The organism is Desulfonema magnum (assembly GCF_017377395.1).
In the GTDB taxonomy this organism is placed as follows: Bacteria; Desulfobacterota; Desulfobacteria; order Desulfobacterales; family 4be13; genus Desulfonema_C; species Desulfonema_C magnum.
The window spans coordinates 6,896,675-6,921,959 of record NZ_CP061800.1; the positions used below are offsets into that span (position 1 = coordinate 6,896,675).

Consider the following 25,285-nt stretch of genomic DNA (forward strand, 5'->3'; position numbering starts at 1 on the left):
TCCATGACAGACTTTTCCTACAAATAATAAATAAAAGATTCGATTTTCATTTTATCATTCTCATTCCTGTTTCCGTCAAAGCTTAAATTCAGAACAGGGGCGGAATGACTGTTTTCAAAGCCCTTATGCAAAATATCCAGTGATATTTGCGTGTTTTCATACATGGAAGCCGCGGTGATGATCCCATGGGTTCCGTTCAGGTCGCTCAGTATTTTGGCGGCTCTGTACCTGCCAAATGCACCAGCATAATATCCGATGGTTTTGTCTGCTGTCATAATGAGATTTTCCAAATCTTTTTCAAAAGGACTCTCATCTGACAATGATTCAGATACGGCAGTGATATGCCTGCCAAACTCATCCAGACCCTCCTCCATGGACTGCGTGGTCTTGCTTTTATTCTGATCCAGAAAATCTCTCCACATGACCCACACATATTCACTGAAGGGACTATAGACAACCCGATGCCCCTTATCTTCAATATCTCTGAAAGAGAAGTTGTTCAGGAAGTCATTATACAGGATAAAAGGCTCGCCTATTGCAAGAATCCTCTTTCCGCCAGCTTTCATCTCCCTGAGTTCATGACGTATTTCCTTTCCCATGTCCGTGAGATCATCAATTTCAAGACCATTGCTCCGGATTCGGTCAGAAAGTTTTTTTAAATACTTGTCCCGATGCGTTGCAGTCGCCAATCTGACAAGGTCTCCCCCCAGCAGTCCCAGAAAGATTCGCTTCAGATCCTCCCGGGATTTACCCAGAGCATCTTCTATGAACGGGGCGAGAATGTCCGCATTCCCATATCCCTCCGCATCCAGTTTTGTTCTCACAAAACGATTGGCCTGTCCGTCTGTTTCCGCGCCCTCTGTCTGGGGGATGAAAAAAGCGATCCCATCCTTATGACGCTGTTCCGTGCCAAGTTCCCTGAGGACATCTCCCAGCAGGGCTGTCAGGGACAAATATTCATTGGTCAGCGTATGTTTTCTGCCAATATCAACAGATTCCTGGTTTGTTTCAGGCAGAACCCTGGCGTTTGTTCCCCTGCTGGCAAGCATTTTTTCAAAAACCTGGGAATAGGGATACATATGGGGCAGACAGAGAGGCGTTCCGGTTTTCAACTCAGCCATGTCGGTCTTTATATTGACTTTTTCATGGACAATGCTTTGCAGGTAAGTCTCCATGTCATCTGCTTTTTGCACATCTTCCCGGGGCAGGCTGTTCACAAATGCCTCTATCCGGGTGATGACACCCACATCAGAAGAATGTTCATCCACTTCGATGTTCAGATAGGGCTTGCCATCCATTATTTCCCTGAAATAATGAGTTACCAGCGAATCAGGACCGCAGCCGTGGTGCGTCAGAAGAACCGCGTACAAATTGGGATGCTGCTTAATAAGATATGCCGGGTCCAATATGTGCTGAACAAAGGGCCAGTACATATTCGGGTGTTCCCCGAAGATATCTCCCTCAGGCAAATCATAAAACCCCGCGACCTTATATCCCATGTCCATGAGTTTGCCGGGTATTCCCATATTTAATACGGGATCCGCCACTCCGTATATTTTTGAGATGATAACAAAGGCTTTTTCATCAGGTCTGATTTGGCTGACAACTTCTTTCCCATATTTCTGAATCCGTTCTTCAAACTGGTGAAACGCCATCATCCCTTTTCCAAGTGCGTTGAACGTCTGTTCGGGGGCCGTGCCAAGCTGTTTTCCCAGGGCTGAGAAACTTTTCATCATGAATTCTTTCCCCAGGCTGAAGGCGATGGTCGGTGCCAGCAGTTCTATGCCTTTGCTGCTCAGTTCCATGGCCTGACTGATCACTTTGAAGGCCAGCTGCATATATGCACACCCGTAATTCTGTCTTGACTGTGACCCGGGATGATCCACGGTGTACAGATCAGGGAAGAATATATAGTCAACATTTTTTTGAACCAGCTCCGCGACATGCCCGTTGATCAGCTTCACCGGATAACATGCCTCGCCCAGGGAATATTCCTGCCCCAGTCTGATCGTGTCCTCACTTGTGGGGTCTGACAACAGCACGTTAAAGCCCAGTTCTTTGAAAAACGTGTAAAACATGGGAAACATCCCGAAGGTGAACAAGGCTCTTGGGATTCCCACTGTTTTTTTACTGTTGTCTGTTACGCCATCATATCCTTTGAATATCAGTTCCTCTGTCTGTCTGTTAAAGCGTTGTGCATTATTTATCTTTGGCTCAGATGGCTCCCGGATTTTAAGAGACGCTTCTTTGGGTTCAATCTCGAATCCCCTGAACCGGGTCTTCCCGGAAACCATCTCTTCGCCTGCCAGAATCGCAGCCCCATAAGCACCGGTCACACTGAAAAACGGCGGCACAGATATCTCCCTGCCGGTAATCGCCCTGAAAGCGTTCAGAACGCCCTGATTATATGCAACACCTCCCTGGAAGAATATTTTGTTTCCGATTTTCTTTTGGCCCGCGACCCTGTTGAGATAATTCTTCACAACAGAATAGCAAAGCCCCGAGGCGATATCCTTTACATCTGATCCCCTGGCCAGATGTGCCGCGATGCTGGTTTCAATAAAAACCGTGCATCTTTCTCCCAAATTAATGGGAGTGTCACTGCCGAGGGCAATATTGCCGAAATCATTTATCGGTATATTGAACTTGTTCGCCTGTTCCTCAATAAACGAACCCGTGCCTGCCGCGCAGATTTTGTTCATTTGAAAATCCGTCACAGCGCCCTCTTTAAGACTGATATATTTTGAATCCTGCCCCCCGATTTCAAAGATGGTATCCACACTGCTGTCTATGGTGACGGCCGCTTTTGCCTGACTTGTTATTTCATCTTTGACAACATCCGCCCCCACAAGCCTGCCGATCATATGCCTGCCGGAACCTGTGGTGCCGACCCCTGCAATGCTGATCCTGTGCCCAAACTCGGTCTGAATCTCTTTCAGCCCTTTGGTTACGGCTTCCACGGGGTTTCCCATGGTTCTGAGATATTTGAAGCAAACAATATGATTATTCCTGTCCGTAAGCACCAGATTGGTGCTGGTTGATCCCACATCAATGCCCAGAAAGCATTCCAAACAGTCTGTATCATGATTTGCAGGCTTGTCGTCATGTTTGCCAATGCTGTCGTTTGTTCCGAAAGAGATCAGGGCAGGCAGGTGAACTCTGGTGTCATCTTCTTCAGAAAAATCATCGTCCGTGGCTCCCAGCAACTGTTCCACATTGATTTTGATTTTCTCTCTGCCCGCAATCAGCGCCGCGCCAAAGGCTCCGATAGTGCTGAAATGTTCGGGGATGATGAGTTCCTCTTTCTTCAGATTCAGCACATCTTCCAACGCGCGAATAATTGCCTGATTATAAGCCACTCCCCCTGCAAACACGACAGGCTTTTTCATGGGGAGTTTTTTCATCACCGCCCCCCGGTAGTTCCTGACCATGGCATAAGCCAGCCCCAGCAAGATATCTTCTGTCGGAACCCCTTCCTGCTGGTGATGGGTAATATCTGTCTTGGCAAACACACTGCATCTCCCGGCTATCCTCGGTACGGATTTGCCTCTGCCCGCATAAGGCGCGTAGTCTTCCAACTTCAGATTCAGCCTGGAGACCTGTTCCTCCAAAAATGACCCGGTTCCCGCGGAGCAGTTGGAATTTGCAGAAATTTTTATGCGTGATTTATCTTCCCCGGCAAAGTCGGTGATATATTTCGCGTTTTGCCCGCCAATCTCAATAATTGATCCGATATCTTCATGGGTGCTGATACAGCCTTCCACGATTGCCGCGACTTCATTTGCAGATCCGATTTTTCCTGTTTTTATTAAGAATCTGCTCCCGCTGCCGATTGCCGCACCAAATGCGATGTCTTTCGGATCATATTTCAGCAGCAGTGCCTCAAGGGATTTTCTCAGGGTACTGTTGATGCTTCCCTTATGCAAGGCATACATATCATATGCAATCTCATTATCGCTGTTTATCAGCGATAATTTGAGTGATGAATATCCGATGTCAATTCCCAAGCTATACATTGAATTGCCTCCTGTTACATCATTTTCCCGGTCAGATTGCCGGTCCCGGGGTCCGGCTGACTATGAACAAAGTTGTTTTCAGCCTTTTTCCGATATCCCCTGTCCCTCGACCTGGCGATATTTCTTGCCCGCGCACATCAGACAGAGACCTGTTTCCTCCCCTTTGGAGACAACTTTCGTCGCCATAACCTGCTCTCCGCACTGGGAACAGAAAACGCTCTCAGTGATCGGGGCATAGGCCGGCAAATCAGGCTCTGCGGTTTCAGTCATCAGCAAGTCCTCAAAAGGGAGTTGTATGAGCGAGAATGCCGCTTCCCGCCCTTTTTCCTTGAACGCGGCTTCTTCTTCCGGGCTTCCGTTTCTGTTTTTAATGACTTTCTCCATAAGGGGATAAAACTCAGGTGCTGCCCGGTCTATGCAGGATCGGAAATCAGGACGAACCCGGACGCGCACCCCGGTTTCTTCTCCGCGTATGGCAAAAGTTACGGCATGTCGTCCCAGATCACGATATACCAGGGAATTGTTCCCGAGAGTACATCCTGACACCGCCTGTATCCCATCGGCAAAGCAGGCGTTTATCTCGACCACGGCCATGAGATTCTCCATTCCCTCGGCAAACAGAGATTCCAAGCCTGCCTGCCTCAGTCCGTACACCGAGGCCATGACACCGAGAGCGCTCCCGGGGCAAAAATGACCATGAATTTCTGCTGTCTTGATCAGGCAGCAGGACAGGTCGTTTTCTTGTATGGCTCGGATAAAGTTGGCTCTCGGGCTGAGTTTCAGTTTTTCCATTTCCATTGATTCCATTATGTGAGGCTTCCTTTCTTCTTTTGAATTCTAATTTAAAATGCTTACAAAGGATCGGACTTTTGTTTTCCCTTTTGTCTGACAAACCCGCGGCCTTCCCCTCGGGAGAATCTTTGACAGATACGGAATCGTTGCCTAAGGGAACTCGATATAAAATACAAAAAATGTGCGGTGGGTTGCGCTTCGCTCCACCCACCCTACATTTCCGGGGGGCACCGTCAATGCTCACAACCGAGTTATGAAACAGGCTGAGAAAAGTAAAATATTGCCGGTCAAAAACATTTTCAGCCCAGAAATATAAATCAGAATGCTCCCGCTCGTAGCCTATGCGAAGATTCATAATGACAGAACAGCGTCAGAAATATAAGCAATATACTGACTTTAATAACATTTCGTATCATATCGCTCTTCCTTGCTCCTTTTTTGTCAGTTGAAAAAATTCCGCCAAACGGCAACGCAATATATAATCGCCTGCGAAAATAACCAGGATGCCGAAGAAACCCAGCCCCATATACAAGTTAAAATAACCCGTAAGATCGCATAAATTCCCGCTTATCGGCATGATTCCCAATCCCACAAGGTGCGTCGCGCTGCACAGCACAGCATAATTGGTGGCAGACTGATTCCCCGCGCTCAGACTCATAATCATACTGTAAATCATGATAAATATGACACCGGCCACCAGCTTGTCATATCCCATGATGATTCCGATCTGCCACAGACCAGGCATCTGGTTTTGGAATACAATCGCAGATAAGAAATTCAAACTCGCACCGCCAAGACACCCTGTTATAAACACCCATCGGGGGCCCATACGATTGAACAAGATTCCTCCTATGACCGAACCCAGTATGGTCATGGGAGAGCCAACCCACATATTCATCTGCCCCAGACTGGCCTGGTCAAATCCCATATCAACAAACATGGGCACGCGCAGCAGACTGCCGCCCCGCTCAAACACCGCGATTAATGTTGAAAATAAGAAAAACCAGAGCGTTCCGGGCCGGGTTATAAATTCCCATGAACTGGGGCCGCTCCAGATTCCTTCGGATAAAGATGCGCCTTTTTTTCCCCGGAATACCGGCGAAATTTCTTTATGTAGCAGGATGGGAATCATAAGCATCATTTGCAGTCCCGAGATGATCAGCAGGGTGTGGCTCCATCCCTCGTTCTTGCAAAGAATGAGAAAAAGACCCGCGCCGAGCATATAACCAATGACATAGCCTGCCATCTGTACAGCATTTCCCCAAGGTCTTTCACTTGGTTCCAGTATGTCCGTGGCATAGCCATCCACCGCAATGTCTGTGGTGGCAAAGATCAGATTCAGAACAAACACTGATATCAGGAGCAGCTCCAAATCTTCCGTTGGCGAAAGCTTCGCCAAAAATGGCAAGATTATTCCTGAAATAATAAGCAAAGGGCTGATCCAGCTTTTGCGCCGTCCCATGCGGATGCTGTAAAAGCGATCAACAACAGACGCGTAGAGAAATTTAAGTGCCCAGGGGCTGTAAACCAGGGTGGTGAAGCCAATGGTTCCCAAGCTGGCCCCCTGATTGCGCAGAATTATAGGCAGCAGGGCCCAGGAAAAACAGAGAAAAATTTTCTGCACAATGTACATGAGGAACAGAAGTCCCATCTTATACATTGTATTTAATAATACAGATGAATCAGGGGCCAGGGCGGTTTTTACATTATCCATAAAATCACTCCGTACTATAAAAAAGGACCTGGGACCCCAATACAAGGGGAGCCAGTGTCCAGGTAAAAAAAATCCCCGGCCCTGATTATCAGAGCCGGGGATACCGTTTTTATCCTCGCTTTTTTATCATCATTCTCCCCAGTCCGCGGAGGAGATCTGACGTTTTTAAGTACCTGAGCAAAAGTTTTTTATATACTTTTTCCGCGAGCGGCGGAGAAACCCGGGGTTTTCCTTTATCCGGGACACATCATTCCGGAAAAAAAGCCGGGTTTCTTTCCCAGGCGAATATTAAAAATTTATGGTCAGGTACTTATCATGCAGTCAGGTCTTCTGGCTTCCGGTTCTTCCTAGTTGCTGCGCCTTCCCGCGTTTGCAGGCGGTGGCATATTTGCAGCTTTCGTCCCCGGTCACAGCGGCGGGTCCGCGACGGATTCTCACCGTCTTCCCTTAAAGCGATGATTGCTTTCACTGCATCTTTTTTATGCTGATTAAGTGTTGAACTGTTTGGTATCCATTATCAGCAGATGGAAAGTATCAGAAACGCCTCTTGTTTCAGAAAGCGGTTCTCCGGAGTGCGGAAATGAAGCGAAGCGGAATTTTCGCAACGCTCGCAACATTTGCAAAGTCCCAATTCTCCGGAGTGCGGAAATGGAGCGAAGCGGAATTTTCGCAACGTTCGCAATATTCGCAATGTTCGCAAAGTTCCAATTCTCCGGAGTGCGGAAATGGAGCGAAGCGGAATTTTCGCAACGTTCGCAATATTCGCAATGTTCGCAAAGTTCCAATTCTCCGGAGTGCGGAAATGGAGCGAAGCGGAATTTTCGCAACATTCGCAATGTTCGCAATGTTCGCAAAGTTCCAATTCTCCGGAGTGCGGAAATGAAGCGAAGCGGAATTTTCGCAACGTTCGCAATGTTCGCAATATTCGCAATGTTCGCAAAGTTCCAATTCTCCGGAGTGCGGAAATGGAGCGAAGCGGAATTTTCGCAACGTTCGCAATATTCGCAATGTTCGCAAAGTTCCAATTCTCCGGAGTGCGGAAATGAAGCGAAGCGGAATTTTCGCAACGTTCGCAATGTTCGCAATATTCGCAATGTTCGCAAAGTTCCAATTCTCCGGAGTGCGGAAATGAAGCGAAGCGGAATTTTCGCAACGTTCGCAATGTTCGCAATGTTCCGGGCGAGCAAACTTTTTGCGAAAATTCCGCTTCGCTCCATTTCCGCACTCCTTTTGTTCTGAAAACTTTTCCATCTGCTGATAATAGGTGATCTGATTCTAACGGATTTTGTTGATATTTCTATCTTCCCGGAACTACAGGGAAAAAATATAAAAAAGGGAAAAGGCCCTGTCAGAGACACCGTCCGGCCGGGAACGGCAGATACGGAACATCACCCGCCGCTTCCTTTTCTTATACTTTTTCCTTGTAGTTTCAATGGGATAAAAACATCAATAAAATCCGTTGGAATCAGTAGCTGATCAAAATTCATCAGAGGCAATATATTTGCAAAAAGAGGACATATATAATGGTTAAAAAGAGGATGTCTTTTGAGAAAGGCATTTTTTTTTATGCGAGCCGCACAAACGGATTCATGGGAATATTTTGGGGAGGGGGATAACAGGTCAGCAGAACATGACATTTTGGGGGAGAGGACAGCCCGAACCTTCCTGACGTGCGGTTTTCGGGGTTATCCCGAATTGTCTGCGAAACGCTGTGGTAAAGTTTGACTGATTGTTGTATCCCACTGAAAAAGCAATTTCTGCCAGCGTCAGTTCTGTCTGTTGCAAAAGTGTCCATGCTTTGGCAAGTCTGGCATTACGCAGGACATTAAATACGGTTGCCCCGTACAGCATCCTGAACCCCCGGTTAAGCTTGTTGCGGTTGATTCCAACATTGCGGCTCAGGTCATTCAGGCTCGGAGGATGCTCAATACTGTTCAACAGAATATGGTATGCCTCCCTTACTCGCTCCGAATCTTGGCGGCTCAGTTCCGAGACATTCTGGCAGCTATCCTGTTCCAGTTCTGAAAGCTTTATCGCCACCAATTCCAGTGATTTTGCCTCGAAAAACAATCTGCGAATTTCCCCATGATAAGGACAGTCCAAAATCTGTCTGAGAACCAAAAAAGTATTTCTGTCAAACAATGATTGCTGATAGAATCGCTCACCAGCAGATCCGGAATGGGTCAGACCAAGTTTTTTCAAACATTGGGGAACCTTGTTAAAGAGTTTCCTGAAGGTATGCACGGAAAAGTGAAGGCATACGCTGACAATTTGTTCACCCGGAGGAACTTCTGTCATTCCGAAAGTTTCAGGTAAGTATGCCAGAACACCGCTCCCCGGAGTTCTTACCAGTTCTTTTCTGCTCCTGGTTCCATGCCTTATGATGCTACGAACCGGGTGTGACAGGTTATAACAAAAATTTACCGGAGACCGGGCAATTTCACAATCCACCCGAAGTCCCTGATGCTTCGGCTGTTTGGTTATAATCATTTCAAGACCGGGTATAACGCAGATATTCTTAAAAAACCAGCCTTTCTGAAGGTCACTGAAGTTCACCACAACCTTACCAGCTTCCGACAGTGCGAAGGAATCATCTTTTTTATAAACATCAATGTATTTCTTCATCTGTTATCTCCTCCCTGCTGCCTTCCCCAAATTATTTGCTAAAAGTCTGTATAACTCGTGAGTCGTAAAATATAAAGAGTATAGGCGCACCCATACATTGTCCAGTCATAAATGAATGACATTTGGTGGTTTAAATTAGATCGCAATATCGTAATCATATTCTGAATCTGGAGCTTACTGCAAAAACAAAACGAATCAGAAAACTGGCAGGTCGCCATAAAAAGTACCTCAGCGATTCAAAAATATAATTTAACATTTACGCCTCCCATGATATTTATTATAGGAGACATAGCATTATCCAAAAAATTTTGAAAATATTTTTTTAATTAATTTGACTGTTTCAACATATAACTGCCAAAATTTACGACTCACGAGTGTATAATTATGAATATCAGTAGATCGAAAAGTTTTGGGAACAAAGGAGTGCGGAAATTCCGCTGCGCTCCATTTCCGCACTCCGGAAAATTGTAATCTTAAACAATACGTTAAAAATCTTTTCGATCTACTGAATATCTTTTGCAGCTAAAGATATTCGGAGACGGGTTAGCTATCATGCAGGTTCATTTATGACAGTAATGGCTCGGCGCCATGCCAAAATATTGCCTGAATGCTCTGCCAAAATGGCTGGAACTCGAATACCCCAGAAAATAAGCAATTTCCGTGAGATTCATATCTCCGTCTTCCACAAGTGTCCTGGCTTTCTCAATACGTCTGGTACGAAGATATTCTGATGGGGAAGTGCCGTAGAATCTCTTGAAATCATAGTACAACTTGGTTCTGGAAATTCCCAGTGTCTTTGCCAGTTCAATGATACCTGGCGGTTCCTGAAGATTTTCGCTTAATAATTTTCCTGCATAACGCACCATATTGACATCGCTGGTTTTTAAAGCAGGAATATTTTCAGGTTGACACTGGACCGGCTTCTGCTGATCCAGCTTACAGGCAATCAGTTCCAGCGCTTTTGCCTCAATAAAGAATCTGCGGGCAGTTCCGCTATATGGACAATGAATGATCTGTTCCAGGATCATTCTCATGGCAGGCGTAACGATATCTTCGGAATTGAAGGAATCGCAGTACGCTTCCGAAGCGGAGATTCTGAATTTTACAGGGAGCTGGTGAACTTCATCCGCCATCAGGGAGACAAAGGTTTCCGGATCAATTAAGATTAATACTCTGCAATTATGAAACCCGGACTTTTCTTCATGAAATCCGCTTGTATCCGAAAAATAGAAAAATCCGCTTTGTCCCTCTCTTATGATCAAATCATCTTTAAAACAGCCAACCCTCAGTCTCATCCGGCCAGAAAGGCAAAACCTGAAACCAAATGCTGAAATATGATCTTCATTTTTTGAGACAAAAGTTTCAAGGGTGTGATAATCCGCAATATACAATTGAATTCCGCTCTGAAACCTGATCTCCCTGAGTGTTCCTCTCCCTGTTTCCTCTGGCACTTGCCAGCAGGTCTCGGATTTTGGAACGTGCGGAATCGTCAGCCAGTCCTCGAACTCTCCTGATTTATTTTTTATAAACAGGTTTGAGTGCATCTTTATTTGTCAGATTTTTTATAGCGTTTGGTGAGAAAATCCCCCACATAGATCAGATGTTCAAAGGGAAGTTTTTCTCCTTTTGTCTTTTCCAAAATCGTGTCCAGCGTACCTTGGACAATCTCCTCTTTGTCCTTGTACCCGGCAAAAAGCACAATGGCTATGGGGGTATCTGGGGGATAATGCGTTTTCAGCTTTTCCACCACCTTTTCCATATCCAGGAACATGGTGAAAAAAACCATGCTTGCCTGATGCTGGGAAAGGTTTTCAATGCTGTCCGGCCCGGTATATTCCTCACGCCCGAAGGAAGCTGTGAGGATGACCGAATGCGCTTTTTCTCCTGAGGTAACTCCTTTACGCAAAGCAGCATTCGCCGCATTAAAGCAACTGAGACCGGGAATGACTTCAGGATTCAGATCCTCAAACGCTTCCATGTACCACATATTCGGACCGTAGATCGTGGTATCTCCGCTGCCAAGGACAGAAACAACTTTGCCTTGTTTCACAGCATCTCGGATGATGGCGCTGATCTGCTCAAACGCTTTCATCTTCTCTTCATAGTTGAACCGTTTGCTTTTTTTTGCCTCTTCAGGCGTTTTTCCGTATATCGCGAAGATGCCAAACCCCGGGTCATGGATTTCCTTGCCCTGCAAAAGAATGGGAAATCTGTCCCGCATTCTTTTGTGACAGAAGATGATATCCGAATCCTTAATGACATTGATCGCCCGCAGGGTTATATTGTCAGGATCGCCGGTTCCCACGCCCACGAGATACAACTGTGTTTTGGGCTGTTTTCGTGCGTCCGCATTCTGAACAAAGCCCGCCGCAAACATAAAAAGTAATGCCAGAAGAATACTCTGTCTTATCCCAAAAATAAAAAATCTGCTCATTCAAATTTCCTTTCTGTTTAAAAAAATATAAAACCCCGCCGGTAATGAATTGCCGGACTATTTTCAGTCGTCCCTCCGGGACTGAAATCGCCTCCCCGGCTTGTAAAGATGACCGTTTGGCAATACATCCGGAAATCATGGGGTTTCTGCCAAACTGCAAGTTTGGCACTCCGGAGTTGTTTCATTGCTAATTCAGAAAATCTCCCACATAAACCAGATGTTCAAAGGGGAATTCCTGTCCTTTGGCCTGTTCCAAAATCGTATCCAATGTTCCCCTGAGAATTTTCTCTTTTTCCTTGTAGCCCGCATAAAACACAACCGCCATAGGGGTTTTTGAAGGATACAGTGTTTTCAGCTTTCCGACCAGCTCCTCGAATTTGGTATGCATGGTAAAAATCACCATTGTCGGGTGATGTGCTGATAACTTCTCCAGTTCACGAATGGTCGTAAGCACAACCGCATGAGTCTCTTTTCCCGAGGCCACATCTTTTCTCAGGGCGGCATTTGCCGCATTAAAGCAACTGACACCAGGAACAACTTGCGGACGGATATCCTTAAATTCCCTGAGATACCAGCGATAAGGACCTCCGTAAAGCAGGAGGTCTCCGCTGCCCAGAACAGCAATGTTTTTTCCTGCATCAATTGCCAAGCGAATTTGCTTAATCAGTTCCGCACGCGTTTGGGTGTCTTTTTCACACGCAGCTCTTTTTTCCTTGTCTTCTATCCCGGAACAGTCTTTTCCGTAATTCCGCCACCCGGCAAGGGATATATCCATAAACTCCTTTCCTTCAAGATATTCCGTGAGTTTCTCCTTTGTCCTTTGGTGACAGATGACAACATCCGACTTTTTTATCATGTTAATGGCCCGCACTGTGATCAGGTCCGCATCGCCCACGCCCACGCTCACCAGCCAGAGCGAGCCTTTGCTTTCCTTTTCAGAGGCATTGCTTATGTTGCAGAATTGAAGAAACACTGTGAAAAAAAGCATGATAAATGCAAATTTCAACCATATCCGGAGGTTGAATTTGTACATAAAATTTCCTTTCTTATTGCTATACGCCCTGGTAGTTTTTTTTATCACTCGATGATCAAGTTTTTTTGATCCGACTTGAACAAAAAGCCTGTCATTTCTGCGAAAGCAGGAATCCGTTTTCCGCAGAGTTTACGAATCCGGAAGCAGTGGATTGCTGCTTTCGCAGGAATGACGGAAAAAACTTGATCATCGAGTATCAGAAACTTCGGAACGGCTCTCCTCTGGTTTCTGTTTACTTTACATTGAAAGTAAATGTGTAGTTATATTTATAATCATCACATTCCGCTTTGTCAGGATAGGGAAGCTTGTGTCCTGCGCTCACCAGCCAATTTCCTTTTTGGGTGATTTTCACACTGGCTTCACCGTTATTGTCCGTTACTGCCTCATATGGATAAGTATGCGGTTTGCCGGAAAATCCTTCATAAGTTGCCTTAATTTCAGCATTGGAAAGCGGTTTGCCGTCATAGATGACTTTCAGAGAAAAAGTCTCCCCTTCTTTTAAAACAGTCGGATCTTTCAGCGGAATAATCTCCAACTTATCTCCTGCGGGAACTCCGAATTTTTCTCCTTTTGCTCCGGCACTGATCACCGCTTTGGTTCTCATGTCATAACGAAAGCAGAAAACCACATTCTCCAATCCTTTTTTGGTTTGCAGTTTATATCCGTCTGTTGTCTTGCTGACAAATCCGGGATTGATATTTGCCGCGATTCTGTAAGTTCCCTGGTTTTCGGGAACAAAACTATACTGCACAGGGGTAATCTGCTTCAAAGGAATTTCATTGCCGGATTCATCAAGCACATATACCTTGTTCAGCATACCTTCCTTCATTTCTTCACCTGCGGGGAATTGGTGTCCCCAGCCGATTTCAAACTGAACCGCTTTTCCCGGTGCGGGGCCATAGTCGTCCACATTGAGCCAGAGCATGTGTGCCTGGGCTGAAGCTGTTGCAAAAATGATGAGAAAGCTCATCGCTATCATGTACCTTACTGCTTTCATTTTTTCTCCTTTTTGTTTTGTGTTGTGATTTCCAGTCCCGCAGGGACTTCTGAGCCGGGAGTGGAATCCGGAGAATTGCTCAGTCTCCTGGAGACGCTTGAAAAAAGCATCTTCTCAATCGTCCCTATGGGACGGAAAAAGAGACGGAACTTTTCCCGGCAATAAACAGCCAGCCTATTCTCAAAAGTTCCTATGGAACTAAAAGCATATAGCCTTACTAATTTTTAAACACGCTCTGATATAAAGTTTGTCATGCAGAGAAATCGGATTTTTGAAAAAAGTCCGATTTCGTTCATGCGTTGTCATATCGGACAAAGTATGTCCCGACAGGAGAAATCGGATTTTTTTAAAATATCCGATTTCTTTCGGAATCACCGCACCTGAAAGGTGAAAGCCATGTTGTACATGTATTCATCGCAGACGGACAGGTCCGGATATGGCGGTTTGTGGGAAAGAAGAATCATCCAGTACCCGGCCCTGTCAAGTTTAAGTTCGGCCCGGCCCTGGTCGTCGGTGACGGTTTCCACCGGATGATGATGCTTATGGCCGTGATTCTTTTTGGGATTGTGGGGAGCGACATCCTCGGTTACAAACCCCGCGTAGGTGGCTTTTATGTCGGCCTTGGGCAGAGCTTTTCCTTCGAACAGGATTTTGACGGGGAAAGTACCGCTATTTTTCAGATTTGAAGGATCAGCCAGCGGAATCACTTCCAGGGGCTGACCGGCCGCGTGCCCCAAATTTTTATCCGCACCGCCCGCGACAATGACGGTTTTGGTCCGGATATGAAAGTTGGTGCATTTGATGGAGTTGGTTACGGTTGTTTTGTCGCCCCATTTCCGGCCGTCGGTAGTTTTGGTGAAGAATCCGGGTTTGATTCTGGCAACGACCACATAGGCACCTGCCTTTTCAATCTTCAACCGGTAAAGTTTGACTGATACTTTTTCAAGGCTCACATCAAGGCCGTCGGGATCCACCGCCCGAATCTCTTCCAGCTGGTCTTTCTTTATTTCCTGATCAACCCGATTGGCGGGAAATTTGTGTCCCCAGCCGATTCCGATATTGACGGTTGAACCGACCGACGGATAAAAATTGTCCGGATTGAGCCACAGGTTGTGGGCCTGAGCCGGAATGCAACAGATTGCTGTTGCGGAAAAGATGAGAAAAAAGATTGCCACACCAAATTTTGTTTTCATGTTTACGTCTCCTTTTTATTGAATTTTGACTCGGAACTTCGCGCACGGATTCGTAGAAGGTGTTTGAAAAGTCCCGGAGGGACTTGTGAAAATAGCCCGGCAATTCATTGCCGGGAAAATATCCACCCATATTTTCCGTCCCGTAGGGACGGCTGATATCCGACCGTCCCTACGGGACGGAAAAATTGTAACATATTTTCCCGGCAATGAATTGCCGGGCTATTCCCGGATGTCCCTACGGGACAAAAATACTTTTCAAACACTCTCTGGTGAGCGATTTATTGCTCCAACCGCAACCGCTGAAACGGTCACGACAAACCCGGTGTGCAATTTTTCAAGCCGATGTTTCAATTTTTCAAACGATCCGCGCTGTGATTCAGAAAATCACCCACATACAGCAAATATTCAAAGGGCAGCTTGTCTTTGCTCATATCGCTCAGAATCGTGCCCAGGTTTCCGTGCATCACCTTTTCCTCTTTGGCGTAGCCAGCCTTGAAGACAATAGCCACGGGCGTATCCGCGGGATAGTGTTTTGACAGGCCGTCAATGAATTTTTTGAAGTCCGTCCGCATGGTGAACAGGACCATGGTACTCTGGTGAGCAGCCATTTCTTCCACAGACCATCCGGATGCCAGGATGACCGAATGGGAATTTTTACCTTCGGTGACTCCGGCTCGCAATGCCGCATTGGCGGCATTGAAGCAACTTACCCCGGGCACCACCTCGGTGTTCAGATCGTTCAGTTCGGTCAGAGACCATGAACAGGGACCATACACCAGGGGGTCTCCGCTGTCGAGCATGGCAACGGTTTTGCCTTCAGCCACAGCTTTCCGGGCTATGGCCGCGAATTCAGCCTGTTTTTTATGGTATTCTTCGCAGCTCATGCGCTCTCTGGCCTGGTCTTTCGGTGTCACATCCGCGCATTTTTTTCCATAAAACGGGAACAATCGGTGATAGCCGTGGATTACGTTTTTTCCGGCCAAATACTTTTCAAATTTTTTGCCAAGGCGTTTGTGAACGAAAATCAGATCCGCACTTTCAATAATCTTCAGCGCCTTCAGCGTGGCAATATCCGGGTCCCCGGGCCCGAGACCCACCAAATAGAACTTGCCTTTGCCGGCGTTTTCCGGGGACGGTTTTGCTTCGAATTGGGCGTGTTCCAAAGCTTTGCCAACATAGACAATGGACCGTCGGAAATCCATGTCCGGCAGGTTTGCCGCTAATCCGCCCACCGTGCCGCGAACCATTTTTTCCCTGCCAGCCATGCCCGCATTGGAAACAATGGCGGCCGGCATATCCGCGGGATGGACGGCCGAAAGCCGGGTGAAGAGTTCCTTCATGTCCCGGGGCATGAAAATGACCAATGTGGCCCGGTCATGTCCGGTCAGTTTTTCCAGTGTGTCCTTGCTGTCTTTGTGCTTAAAAGGAGCGGTCAGGATCACTTCCCCCAGGCTCACCTTCAGGACGGCATTGGCAGCGTTGAACGCGCTGAGTCCGGGCACCACCACCGGGTCAAGATCATGCAGTTCTTTCACTGCCCAGATATCCGGTCCGTAGATGGTGGGATCTCCGCTGCTCAACATTGCGACATGTTTCCCCTCTTTTACGGCTTGGCGGACGAGTTTGGCGAATTCGGCCTGCTTTTTATGAAACTCCTCGCAAGTCATGCCGTGCCAAGATTTTTTGTCTGCGGGAACTTGGGCGCAGTCCTTGCCGTAATATCGGAAAAGAACATTGTAGCCGTCCAGCACCTGTTTTCCCTTGAAATCCACAAGAGCAGACAGTTTTTCCTGTTTCTTTGCGTTGCAGAATACGATATCCGCCCCGCGAATCACATCCAATGCCCTGGATGTCAGCAGCTCGGCATCCCCCGGACCGACGCCCACAAGATGGAAACTCCCATTGACGGCCGCTTCCGCATTCAGAATATCAGCCCCGCATATGACCGAAACGAGCCAAAGCAAGGCCAACATCCATGTTATTCGTTTTTTTCCCCTTGTCATTTTGTTTTCCATTTCCATTTCCTCCAAATTATTATTTTTCACGGGCTAAGGGGCAAGGGGTTAAGGATTTCCGCCCCTTGCCCCTTGCCCCTTGCTCCTTTCACGGCATCACTGCGCCGATAAAACAAAAGTTGCCGCTTTCTCCGGAGCTGCTGGGCTTTTCGGCCTCGTCTTCTTCCGTAACTTCAGGTTCCTCACAAAAAACAATCTGCGCGGGCCGCATGGACCGGCTGTCATTATCATCGGGTATTGCAATACTTCCGTCTCCTGAATAAAGTCCCTGATTCGGCACGGTGATCAGGATATTCACCTCCTGATTCGTAACATTGCTGATCCACAGCCGATCATGTTTGTCCAGGCCGGTCCCGCCGCCCAGACCGGCAAACTGTTTGTTCTGCATGTAGTTCTGACTGCTGGCATTCAGCACAACCGCATCGGCCGCGCCCGCGGCCGGATCAAAATGATACAGGGTCTGGTCGCTTTCCGACGCTGCCCCGATAAAAAAACCGTCGGTTGCTGATATCAGCGCCATAGCGGTAAAGTATCCATAGGGATGAAGGTCGGCATCGCCGTCATCCAGTACAATAGCGGTGTCATAGGAATCCAGGGCGATCTGTTCAATCCCGCCAGTATAATCAGGCTGCGGAAGAAGAGTACCGCTGCCAAGGACATAAATCGCCCCGGTTTCCGCCAGATACTGAATGGAGACGGGATATTTCACGGAAAGGGGAATGCCATAAAGACCGGCATCGTCCTGCTCCGTATCAACCGGCAGGTCGGTTGCCGTGTCAATAACGGCAAGATATGCAGTCTGGGGGATGCCGTCACTATTCACGCGGCGCAATGCAATAAACGCTTTTCCGTTGACCAGCACCCCGCAACACATCTCCGGTGACCCGTCCCCGTCATCATAAACGCTGAAATCCAGTTCTCCGGTTTTAAATTCAGCTTCGTTTTCCGCCAGGGGATTCACAATCCACGCAACATTGCTGCCATAGCGAAGCAGATATGCTTTGCGTTCGGAAATGGTGATCATGTCCCAGGGCAGAGTGTCTCCGGTCTCATCGGACTCATAAGCCGCATACTGCCACACCTGATTGTCCAGGCTTTGGATATCATAACAGGTGACACGGTTCAGTCCCTGGCCTTCCATGATAAAATAATATTCATAATGTGAGGCCGCCCGGATATCCGAAATGGTGAGTGTCATGTTATGTTCATTGAGCCTGGATCCGCCGGATTTCCGCTCCTGAATCCAGGAATAACTGCCCCCGAGTCCGCCAGTGTCTTTTGTCGTCACAATAGCATGCTGGTATTGCTCGCCATGAACCGGCAAAGTAATTGAAAGAAAAGAACAGATCACCGCGGCTGTCAAGGCGGTGATAAAAAATGTCCGTCTGATAATACGAGATATACGTTCCATCCATACCCCCCTGAGATTCAGGTTGCCGGGGATTGTATCCAATCCCCGGATAGTTTTAAATTCAATAGGTTGTCAGAATGTCATACTGAGGGATACGCCATAAGTCCTTTCCGTAGCCGGATATCCGCTGACATTGACGTACTCCTCATCCACGGCGTTATTGGCGAACACTTTAAGCGTCGGGTTTTCAATGCGATGCCATTTGTCAAAAAAACGATAGGACAGAGATGCATCCATGACACCGTAGGAGTCAATTTTCACTCGCCGCACGTCAAACTCACCCGTGTCCTCATCAATGATCTCAATGACATCCCGCTCCTGCTTGTCCTGATGTTTGTAATCCAGATGAAACTGGAGCCGGTCGGTGATATCGTATGTCACACCCGCGTTGATACGGTATTTGGCCCGGTTGCCGAGATCATTGGCGCTCATTTCTTCGATGCCGCCTTTCGGTCCCTGATAATCCCAATCCACATACGCGAAACTGATATTCATGGAGAGCTTTTTGGTTATATTTCCATTGAGTTCCACCTCAATGCCGTTTTTGATCACATCCTCCAGATCCACCATGCGACGGCCCCAGGGGGCGTTCTGGAAATAATCGGAATTGGAATTGGCCCACATCACATAGTTGTCAAATTCATAATGGGAACAGTCGACCATCAAGGTGATATCTTTCCACACCCGGCGCTCGAAAATCACGTCCATGCCATATCCTTTTGTGGGGTCGACCTCGACCCCTGATCCCCATGTTCAGACCTCGCAGGTGGCACGGGGGGTCCAGACCTTGCTCAGACCCACTGAGACCGAGGTATCTCTCAGGAAACCCGCCAGCCCGTCCAGATCATAGGTGGCAAAAGCCTTGGGCATCAGCTTGTCATAATGCCGGGTCACATATAGTTCCTGAATGTCCGGATTGGCGTATCCGCCGCTGCGAAAATTTTCATTGTTCCATAGAATTCGGATTTTTTCATAGCGCAGGCCCGGGGTAAAAGAGAGATGCGGTGTAATATACCAGCAGTCCTGGATAAATCCCGCGAGCGTGCGGACAATCGCTTTGCTGGTATCATTCCCCAGACCCGCGGCATCCATGCCCACGGTCACCAAATGATTGTCGGTCAGGCGGAACTCATTATGAATCTTCGCACCCAGGCTGGACCATTCGGTTTCGGCCAGCAGGCCGGAATCCGTCTCAAATTCCTGATCCTCATAAGTATAATATGCCCCCACGGTCCATCGGCCGATTCCGGATGGCTGCTGCCAGTTAAATCTTATGGAATAAGGTTTTTTTTCCCGTCTTGCGTTCAAGTCCGGGTCCCGCCAGCGGCCGCTCACATCCCCCCGCTCCACCACCGGATAAGCATCGTCGTAAAAATTGCCGTCGGGATCATTTTCACAAGTAATGCCTTCTGTTTTATCGGTGTACGACCCGAGCAGGCTCATATAGCCATTATTGGGAAGCAGCCATGCCATGCGCGCTGAAACCGTGGACAGGTCATTATCATTATTTTTCAGGTATCCGTCCGTATGGTATTCCCTGAAACCCAGCACATAGTCCATGGACCCGCTTCCGCCGGACATTTTCATGGAAATATCCGAGGTGCCTAATGATGCATAACTGGTTGTGGCGTTGAATTTGGCTTCCGGCGTTTCTCTCCTGACCGGGGCCTTGGTTTTGATGTTGAGTACCCCGCCGAAGCTTTTGCCCTCGTATAGCGCGCTGTGAGGACCGGGCAGAATTTCGATGGATCCGATCTGTTCCATGGGGATAAGGCTGTAATCCACGAAATGGCCGCCCCAGTGTCCTCCCAGTTTCTGAATGGCCAGACCGTCCACCGCGGTGGTGAACTGGCGGGTGTCGAACCCCCGCATCTGGACATCGTCGTTGGTGGGGGACAGATCGCTGGCACCGCGGAAATCGAAAATGGCCCGGTCTTTCAAAATATCCAGAACTGTGTGCGGGGTGCCTGCTTTTTTATAATCCTCAGGATTGATGACAATAGCGCCCGGAGTGATTTTGATATTGTCCTTCAGCCGTTCGCCATGTACGGTGATTTCCTCCAGCGTGGCTGCTTTCGGCTGTTCAGCGATTTTCGGAGCATCAGCGGTTTCAGAGACTGCCTCCGGCTGTTCTCCTGTTTTCGGAGCATCAGCGGCAATTCCCTGAGTGGTTACAATAAACAGCATACATAGACCAACCACGAGCATGTGTAGCGGTCGGTCTGTTCCAAACATCCTCAAATTCATTTCTTCCTCCTAATAGTCTTTTTGTGCATTTCTTCCTCCTATTTCCTATTTCTAAGTACTTCGTTTCATAATTAATATCCGGATTACTCTTACTCCTACTCCTACTCTTAATCTTAATCCTGCTTCCGATGTCCGATTAAGACAGTGGCGGGAGCAGGAGGAGTAAGAGCAGGAGCGGGAGAACCCGGACATTATTTCTGAAATGGAGCGCTAAGTGCTTAATTCCATAAATAATGTCCGGGTTGAGGCGCAATTTTTCAAACTGTGCCTGAACAGACTGCGAATCTGTTCCGCATGACTCAGCCCGCGACCGCGCAAAATCAGGTGAATTATATCTGCCACCGGGGCGCAAAGGCACGAAGTCTCACGAAGTCTCTTTGTGTTTTCTTCGTGTCTCTGTGTCTTTGCGGCGAAGGCGGCAGGTCGGATCACATAAGATCACTGTTCATTCCGCCCGGACATTATTTATGGGATTCAGCACTAAGGGAGCATTTTCTAACGGGGCAGCCGATGATCCTGGCCGGTCCGGCTGCCTGTCTCTGACTGAAATGAAAAATCCAAAATCCGTAAGCCCTTTCTCCATGCGGAGCTGACCGAAAAAGCTTAAATTGCCATCCTTTCTTTTCATTTCTCATTGTTTTGCAATTTCATGCTTGCTTCATAAGGTTTGCCCTCAAGAAAATCGCCGACAAACAGAAGCCCCATAAATTTCTCTTTTTCGTTGGAAAGCTTCTGTGCCATATCCCCGACAGTTCCCCGCAAAATGCGCTCCCGGCCAGGATAGCCGGCCCAGAAAACAACAGCGCACGGCGTATCCGGCTTATACATTTCTCCCAAAGCGGAGAAGGTCTTCTCAGGATTGCCCAAAGCCATATACTGAATCATGTTGACAGGATATTTGCTGAGGTCCTTTAATATCTGGCGATCTTCCAACTTGTGATCCATCAGAAACATGGGCGCGCTCTGCATGACAAAGCGGGCTTTATATGCGGGAATGATACTTTTGCCCAGTGCCGCCATTGCAGCGGCATCGCATCCCATTCCGGGAATAATGACAATATCCTGTTTGTCAAATTCTTCCACATACCAGTGGCTCGGGCCAAACAGGCAGGGATTGCCGGAGTCGAGCAGACCGACATTTTTCCCCTTCTCCAGATGTTTTTTGATCTGCTCCGCCCGCTCATCTCTCAGCCTGAAGCGTTCCACTTTGAACTTGGCGTATTCTTCTTTTGTCAGTTCGCTGTAGCTTTTTCCATTGTAGTCCCAAAAACCCTTCCACGGGTCGAACAGAACTGGTTTATCTCCGATATATTCGGAAAAAAGTTTTACATGCTGTTCCGGTGCTATGATGGTATCCATCTGTTTAATTGTATCCAAAGCCTGCAATGTTGCCATCTGAGGGCCTGATGGGCCGATTCCGATAACATAAAAATGACCTCTGCCCCAGGCACCGGCCTGTGACGGAAAAAAGCCTGCGGCCACTGCCACAGCAATGAACGCCATCACGATAATCTGTTTTACCTGTTTCATTACTTTTCCTTTGTATTTCTATCTGTCTGTTCCTCCGGAGTGCCAAACTTGCAGTTTGGCAACGCCTCCGAGAGTCGCATAAATCCGGCGTGCGAAAATTAAGCGAAGCGTTTTTTCGCCTTTCATTACTTTTTCTTTGTATTTCTATCTGTCTGTTCCTCCGGAGTGCCAAACTTGCACTTTGGCAACGCCTCCGAGAGTCGCATAAATCCGGCGTGCGAAAATTAAGCGAAGCGTTTTTTCGCCTTTCATTACTTTTTCTTTGTATTTCTATCTGTCTGTTCCTCCGGAGTGCCAAACTTGCAGTTTGGCAACGCCTCCGAGAGTCGCATAAATCCGGCGTGCGAAAATTAAGCGAAGCGTTTTTTCGCCCCTGATATTTGAAGAATTCCGGCTGGATGCAAAAAACCGCTTCGCTTAATTTTTGCACGCCGGATAATGATATTTTTTAGTGTTTCCGTGTCTTCAGCTTCTGCCTGATGAAAGTCAAAAGATGCTTCCAATCTTGGATGCACAGTGCAAAAAAAAATCCAACAGTGCCTGTTGATGCCATGCCGACCGGACATCCCTGCCGCCCGCAGAAGGGGCAGACAGCAAACGCTGCATAAAGACCTGAAAATCCGAACCAATAGGCTATAAATCTGAATACCCGTCCAACCGGAGACAGATTTTTGTTGTCATGTTTCTTCCCAATTGGCTGGGCTGCATGTGTCTCATTGTTAATATGTTTCATTTTTAGTCCCGTAGGGACTCTTGAGAATAGCCCGGCAATTCATTGCCGGGAGAGCGGAGTCCTCTGGATATTCCGTCCCGTAGGGACGGTTGAAGAAAAGCATATTCTCAATCGTCCCTACGGGACGAAAAAAAACAAGGGAAACCTTTCCCGGCAATGAATTGCCGGGCTATTTTCAGAAGTCCCTACGGGACTGAAAACAAATAGTCTCAACTAATTTTCAAACACGCTCTAAGAGAGAATCGCTTTTGATTAAAAATTTACTCCGACCTGAAAACCCCATACATGCTTTGGCATATTGTAGCCGGATTGTTCCTCATAACTGGTTCCGGTCAGATTGCTGACAAAGACACTTGCCATATATTCCATTCCGCCAGCTTCGAATTTCTGCTCAAACCCCATGTCAACAGTGGCATATTCCTCCAGTTTTTCGCCTTTCTGGGCATCCCGTTCGCCCACATAGCGTGAACTTAACTGTAGCCATCCGTTCTCCCAGACATTATAACGTGCCAGCAGTTTGATCTTATGTTTGGGCAGCAGTGCAGGCAGATAATAGGTCCAGTCTGTTTCAAACCCGGTCTCTTCCACATCATACTCCTGGTAAACATAAGATGCCGTGGCATGAAAGCGGGATCCCAGTTTGACCGATGCTTCCAATTCTCCGCCATAGAGTTTTACATGATCAATATTGTACAGACAATTACTGCCCAGTCCCATTCCGGGGGAAGTAATGCCATTGTCATTGATAAAATCCTGAATATCATAATACCAGCCTGCGACTCTGATGGTAACTGCCTCAAAATCCCGGATGATTCCTGCTTCATATTCCCATGCGGATTCCGGTTTTAACACAGGATTTTCCAGGGACGCGCACCGCGCCCACCAGTAGTAATCTCACGGGCAGGGGAGCCGGTATGACCGGCTCACAGCAGCATAAAGGGCTGTCTTTTCTGTTGCCTGAAAATCTGCTTTCAGGCTCGGATAGAATCCGTCCTCGGTTTGTTCTTTGCCGCCAGTGGGCAAGTCCTCCCCGAATTGTGAATGATACGTGTCCATGTCAATATGGTAATATCGCACGCCGGGCGTAAGGGTCCATCGTTTTCCCAATTGAATGACATCCTGAATATATGCAGATTTGACCAGATAGATAATGGGATTGCTCCCGGGCTGTCCCAGTTCCTGATATTCCGCACCGAGCGTCAGCCAATGGGAGTTATCAAACAGCTTAATATCTCGATACTCTGCAATATATCCCCGGGTCTCATCGTCGCTGAACACATCCTCGGAAAAATTTTCTCCTCTGTACTGGCTGACCCAGCGCCTGCCGCTTGTGATAAATCCGTGCATCTTAAAGGTTCCTGGGCCTAATGGTATCTGGAGGATAGCATCAAGATAGGTGTTATGTTTTTCCCAGTGTGGGTCGTGGTCTCCTGGAAACTGGGGGCCGGGAAGATGCCTGAGCTGATCCGCATCTTTGACAAAATCAGGATAATCAGAATCATAATCATCACGGCCCGGATCATTGATCACCGGAAAGCCGTAAAGCACATCAGCATATTTTGCGCCGATGCTGAAACTTGCCTCATGGGGTAGATGGAATGTCAGATGTCCGTTGAATGAATCCGTTTCCTGAAAATTGTTTCTGAGATATCCGTCGGTCTCCTGCCTGCTTGCTGAAAAATGATAGGAGAGGATATTTGCCGCGCCGCCGGTCATGGAGGCGGACAGATTGTAAGTATCAAAGTCTCCGTAACCAGACCTGATTTTTACATCAGGTCTGAGTTCATCTGTCTTTTTTCCCTTTTTGGTGATGATATTAATGACACCGCCGATGGCAAAAGGATGCAGGACCGAATGTCCGCCGCGTATAATTTCTATACGCTCCACGTCATCCATGTTCAAAGTGGACCAGTCCACAATATATCTCCCCATGTGACCGGTATGATTGATCCGGCGTCCGTCAATCTCTATGACCATACGCCCCTCGTTCAGTCCGCGGATGGAGACTTCATCCCCGGGACTTGAGATTAAGGGCGTGATTCGCTGGACATCTACTCCGCCGATTTCGGTCAGCACATCCGTAAGGGTGCGGACTTCTCCCGGCTTTTTGAATTCATCTGTTTTGATCACGGTCTTATCCGTTGTGATCTCAACACCGGGCTGCGGCGCGATCACTGTGAGCGTGTCAAGATAAACCGAATCAGTTTTCTCTTGTTCAGCCTGCAAAGGACAGGCAATCAGACCCATAGCAACAAGAAGCGCACACATCAGCCTGATACTTCTTAGCAGTGGTAATTTTTCAATTTTTGCCATTTTTTTCCTTACTTAACGCTATGTGCAACTTATAATGCCACAAAGGCACAAAGGCACGAAGTCTCACGAAGATTCTTTGTGTGTCTTCGCGTCTTTGTGGTATTCTCTGTCTGTCCGAGTTCTCTCCGGTTAAAAAAAGTTGCAGATGGCGTTTACTTAATTTTTCTGTAAATGCTCATGATCCGCCGGTCTCAACGAACCATGAAAGTGAAACCGGATAAGAAAAGGAAAA

At 47.5% G+C, this 25,285-nt stretch carries 15 protein-coding genes and 1 riboswitch; all 15 genes read right to left on the minus strand.

The features are described 5' to 3' along the window. Positions 1-17 precede the first annotated feature (17 nt). Positions 18-4,016 carry an acyl-CoA dehydratase activase gene (locus dnm_RS26390; protein ID WP_207679873.1) on the minus strand — a complete coding sequence of 1,333 codons (3,999 nt, stop codon included), beginning with the start codon at positions 4,014-4,016 and terminating at the stop codon, positions 18-20. A 78-nt stretch (positions 4,017-4,094) separates the two neighbouring features. After that, the gene (locus dnm_RS26395) at positions 4,095-4,823 is read right to left on the minus strand and encodes an FmdE family protein (protein WP_207679874.1); all 729 of its coding nucleotides are present in this window, start codon (positions 4,821-4,823) and stop codon (positions 4,095-4,097) included. A gap of 397 nt (positions 4,824-5,220) precedes the next feature. Continuing rightward, the gene (locus tag dnm_RS26400) at positions 5,221-6,522 is read right to left on the minus strand and encodes an MFS transporter (RefSeq protein WP_207679875.1); all 1,302 of its coding nucleotides are present in this window, start codon (positions 6,520-6,522) and stop codon (positions 5,221-5,223) included. A gap of 303 nt (positions 6,523-6,825) precedes the next feature. After that, positions 6,826-7,009: riboswitch (cobalamin riboswitch) on the minus strand. 1 nt (position 7,010) lies between these two features. Next, positions 7,011-7,739, minus strand: coding sequence for a hypothetical protein (locus tag dnm_RS26405; protein ID WP_207679876.1), 729 nt, complete (start codon positions 7,737-7,739; stop codon positions 7,011-7,013). A gap of 403 nt (positions 7,740-8,142) precedes the next feature. Then, entirely contained in the window at positions 8,143-9,147 is a 1,005-nt protein-coding gene (locus dnm_RS26410) for a helix-turn-helix domain-containing protein (protein ID WP_207679877.1), read from the minus strand. A gap of 560 nt (positions 9,148-9,707) precedes the next feature. Further along, entirely contained in the window at positions 9,708-10,691 is a 984-nt protein-coding gene (locus dnm_RS26415) for a helix-turn-helix transcriptional regulator (protein ID WP_207679878.1), read from the minus strand. A gap of 2 nt (positions 10,692-10,693) precedes the next feature. Next, positions 10,694-11,581, minus strand: a complete 888-nt coding sequence (locus dnm_RS26420) for an SAM-dependent methyltransferase (protein WP_207679879.1) — start codon at positions 11,579-11,581, stop codon at positions 10,694-10,696. Between the two features lie 187 nt (positions 11,582-11,768). Next, on the minus strand, positions 11,769-12,614 hold the full coding sequence (locus dnm_RS26425) for an SAM-dependent methyltransferase (RefSeq protein ID WP_207679880.1): 846 nt from the start codon (positions 12,612-12,614) through the stop codon (positions 11,769-11,771). Between the two features lie 232 nt (positions 12,615-12,846). Next, complete coding sequence (locus dnm_RS26430) at positions 12,847-13,611, minus strand: DUF4198 domain-containing protein (RefSeq protein WP_207679881.1); 765 nt, start codon at positions 13,609-13,611, stop codon at positions 12,847-12,849. Between the two features lie 371 nt (positions 13,612-13,982). Beyond that, positions 13,983-14,804 carry a DUF4198 domain-containing protein gene (locus tag dnm_RS26435; protein ID WP_207679882.1) on the minus strand — a complete coding sequence of 274 codons (822 nt, stop codon included), beginning with the start codon at positions 14,802-14,804 and terminating at the stop codon, positions 13,983-13,985. Between the two features lie 347 nt (positions 14,805-15,151). After that, entirely contained in the window at positions 15,152-16,819 is a 1,668-nt protein-coding gene (locus dnm_RS26440; RefSeq protein WP_207679883.1) for an SAM-dependent methyltransferase, read from the minus strand. A gap of 88 nt (positions 16,820-16,907) precedes the next feature. Next, positions 16,908-18,230, minus strand: coding sequence for a hypothetical protein (locus tag dnm_RS26445; RefSeq protein WP_207679884.1), 1,323 nt, complete (start codon positions 18,228-18,230; stop codon positions 16,908-16,910). 72 nt (positions 18,231-18,302) lie between these two features. Further along, the gene (locus dnm_RS26455; protein WP_435051581.1) at positions 18,303-20,477 is read right to left on the minus strand and encodes a TonB-dependent receptor; all 2,175 of its coding nucleotides are present in this window, start codon (positions 20,475-20,477) and stop codon (positions 18,303-18,305) included. A gap of 624 nt (positions 20,478-21,101) precedes the next feature. After that, positions 21,102-22,007, minus strand: coding sequence for an SAM-dependent methyltransferase (locus dnm_RS26460; RefSeq protein ID WP_207679887.1), 906 nt, complete (start codon positions 22,005-22,007; stop codon positions 21,102-21,104). A 985-nt stretch (positions 22,008-22,992) separates the two neighbouring features. Then, positions 22,993-25,053 carry a TonB-dependent receptor, PCPU motif-type gene (locus tag dnm_RS26470; RefSeq protein WP_419836683.1) on the minus strand — a complete coding sequence of 687 codons (2,061 nt, stop codon included), beginning with the start codon at positions 25,051-25,053 and terminating at the stop codon, positions 22,993-22,995. Between the last annotated feature and the right edge of the window lie 232 nt (positions 25,054-25,285).

Coding starts and splice junctions, on each gene's coding strand:
- dnm_RS26390 (WP_207679873.1), bottom strand. CDS start 4,016: ATGTATAGCTTGGGAATTGACATCGGATATTCATCACTCAAATTATCG.
- dnm_RS26395 (WP_207679874.1), bottom strand. CDS start 4,823: ATGGAATCAATGGAAATGGAAAAACTGAAACTCAGCCCGAGAGCCAAC.
- dnm_RS26400 (WP_207679875.1), bottom strand. CDS start 6,522: ATGGATAATGTAAAAACCGCCCTGGCCCCTGATTCATCTGTATTATTA.
- dnm_RS26405 (WP_207679876.1), bottom strand. CDS start 7,739: ATGGAGCGAAGCGGAATTTTCGCAAAAAGTTTGCTCGCCCGGAACATT.
- dnm_RS26410 (WP_207679877.1), bottom strand. CDS start 9,147: ATGAAGAAATACATTGATGTTTATAAAAAAGATGATTCCTTCGCACTG.
- dnm_RS26415 (WP_207679878.1), bottom strand. CDS start 10,691: ATGCACTCAAACCTGTTTATAAAAAATAAATCAGGAGAGTTCGAGGAC.
- dnm_RS26420 (WP_207679879.1), bottom strand. CDS start 11,581: ATGAGCAGATTTTTTATTTTTGGGATAAGACAGAGTATTCTTCTGGCA.
- dnm_RS26425 (WP_207679880.1), bottom strand. CDS start 12,614: ATGTACAAATTCAACCTCCGGATATGGTTGAAATTTGCATTTATCATG.
- dnm_RS26430 (WP_207679881.1), bottom strand. CDS start 13,611: ATGAAAGCAGTAAGGTACATGATAGCGATGAGCTTTCTCATCATTTTT.
- dnm_RS26435 (WP_207679882.1), bottom strand. CDS start 14,804: ATGAAAACAAAATTTGGTGTGGCAATCTTTTTTCTCATCTTTTCCGCA.
- dnm_RS26440 (WP_207679883.1), bottom strand. CDS start 16,819: ATGGAAAACAAAATGACAAGGGGAAAAAAACGAATAACATGGATGTTG.
- dnm_RS26445 (WP_207679884.1), bottom strand. CDS start 18,230: ATGGAACGTATATCTCGTATTATCAGACGGACATTTTTTATCACCGCC.
- dnm_RS26460 (WP_207679887.1), bottom strand. CDS start 22,007: ATGAAACAGGTAAAACAGATTATCGTGATGGCGTTCATTGCTGTGGCA.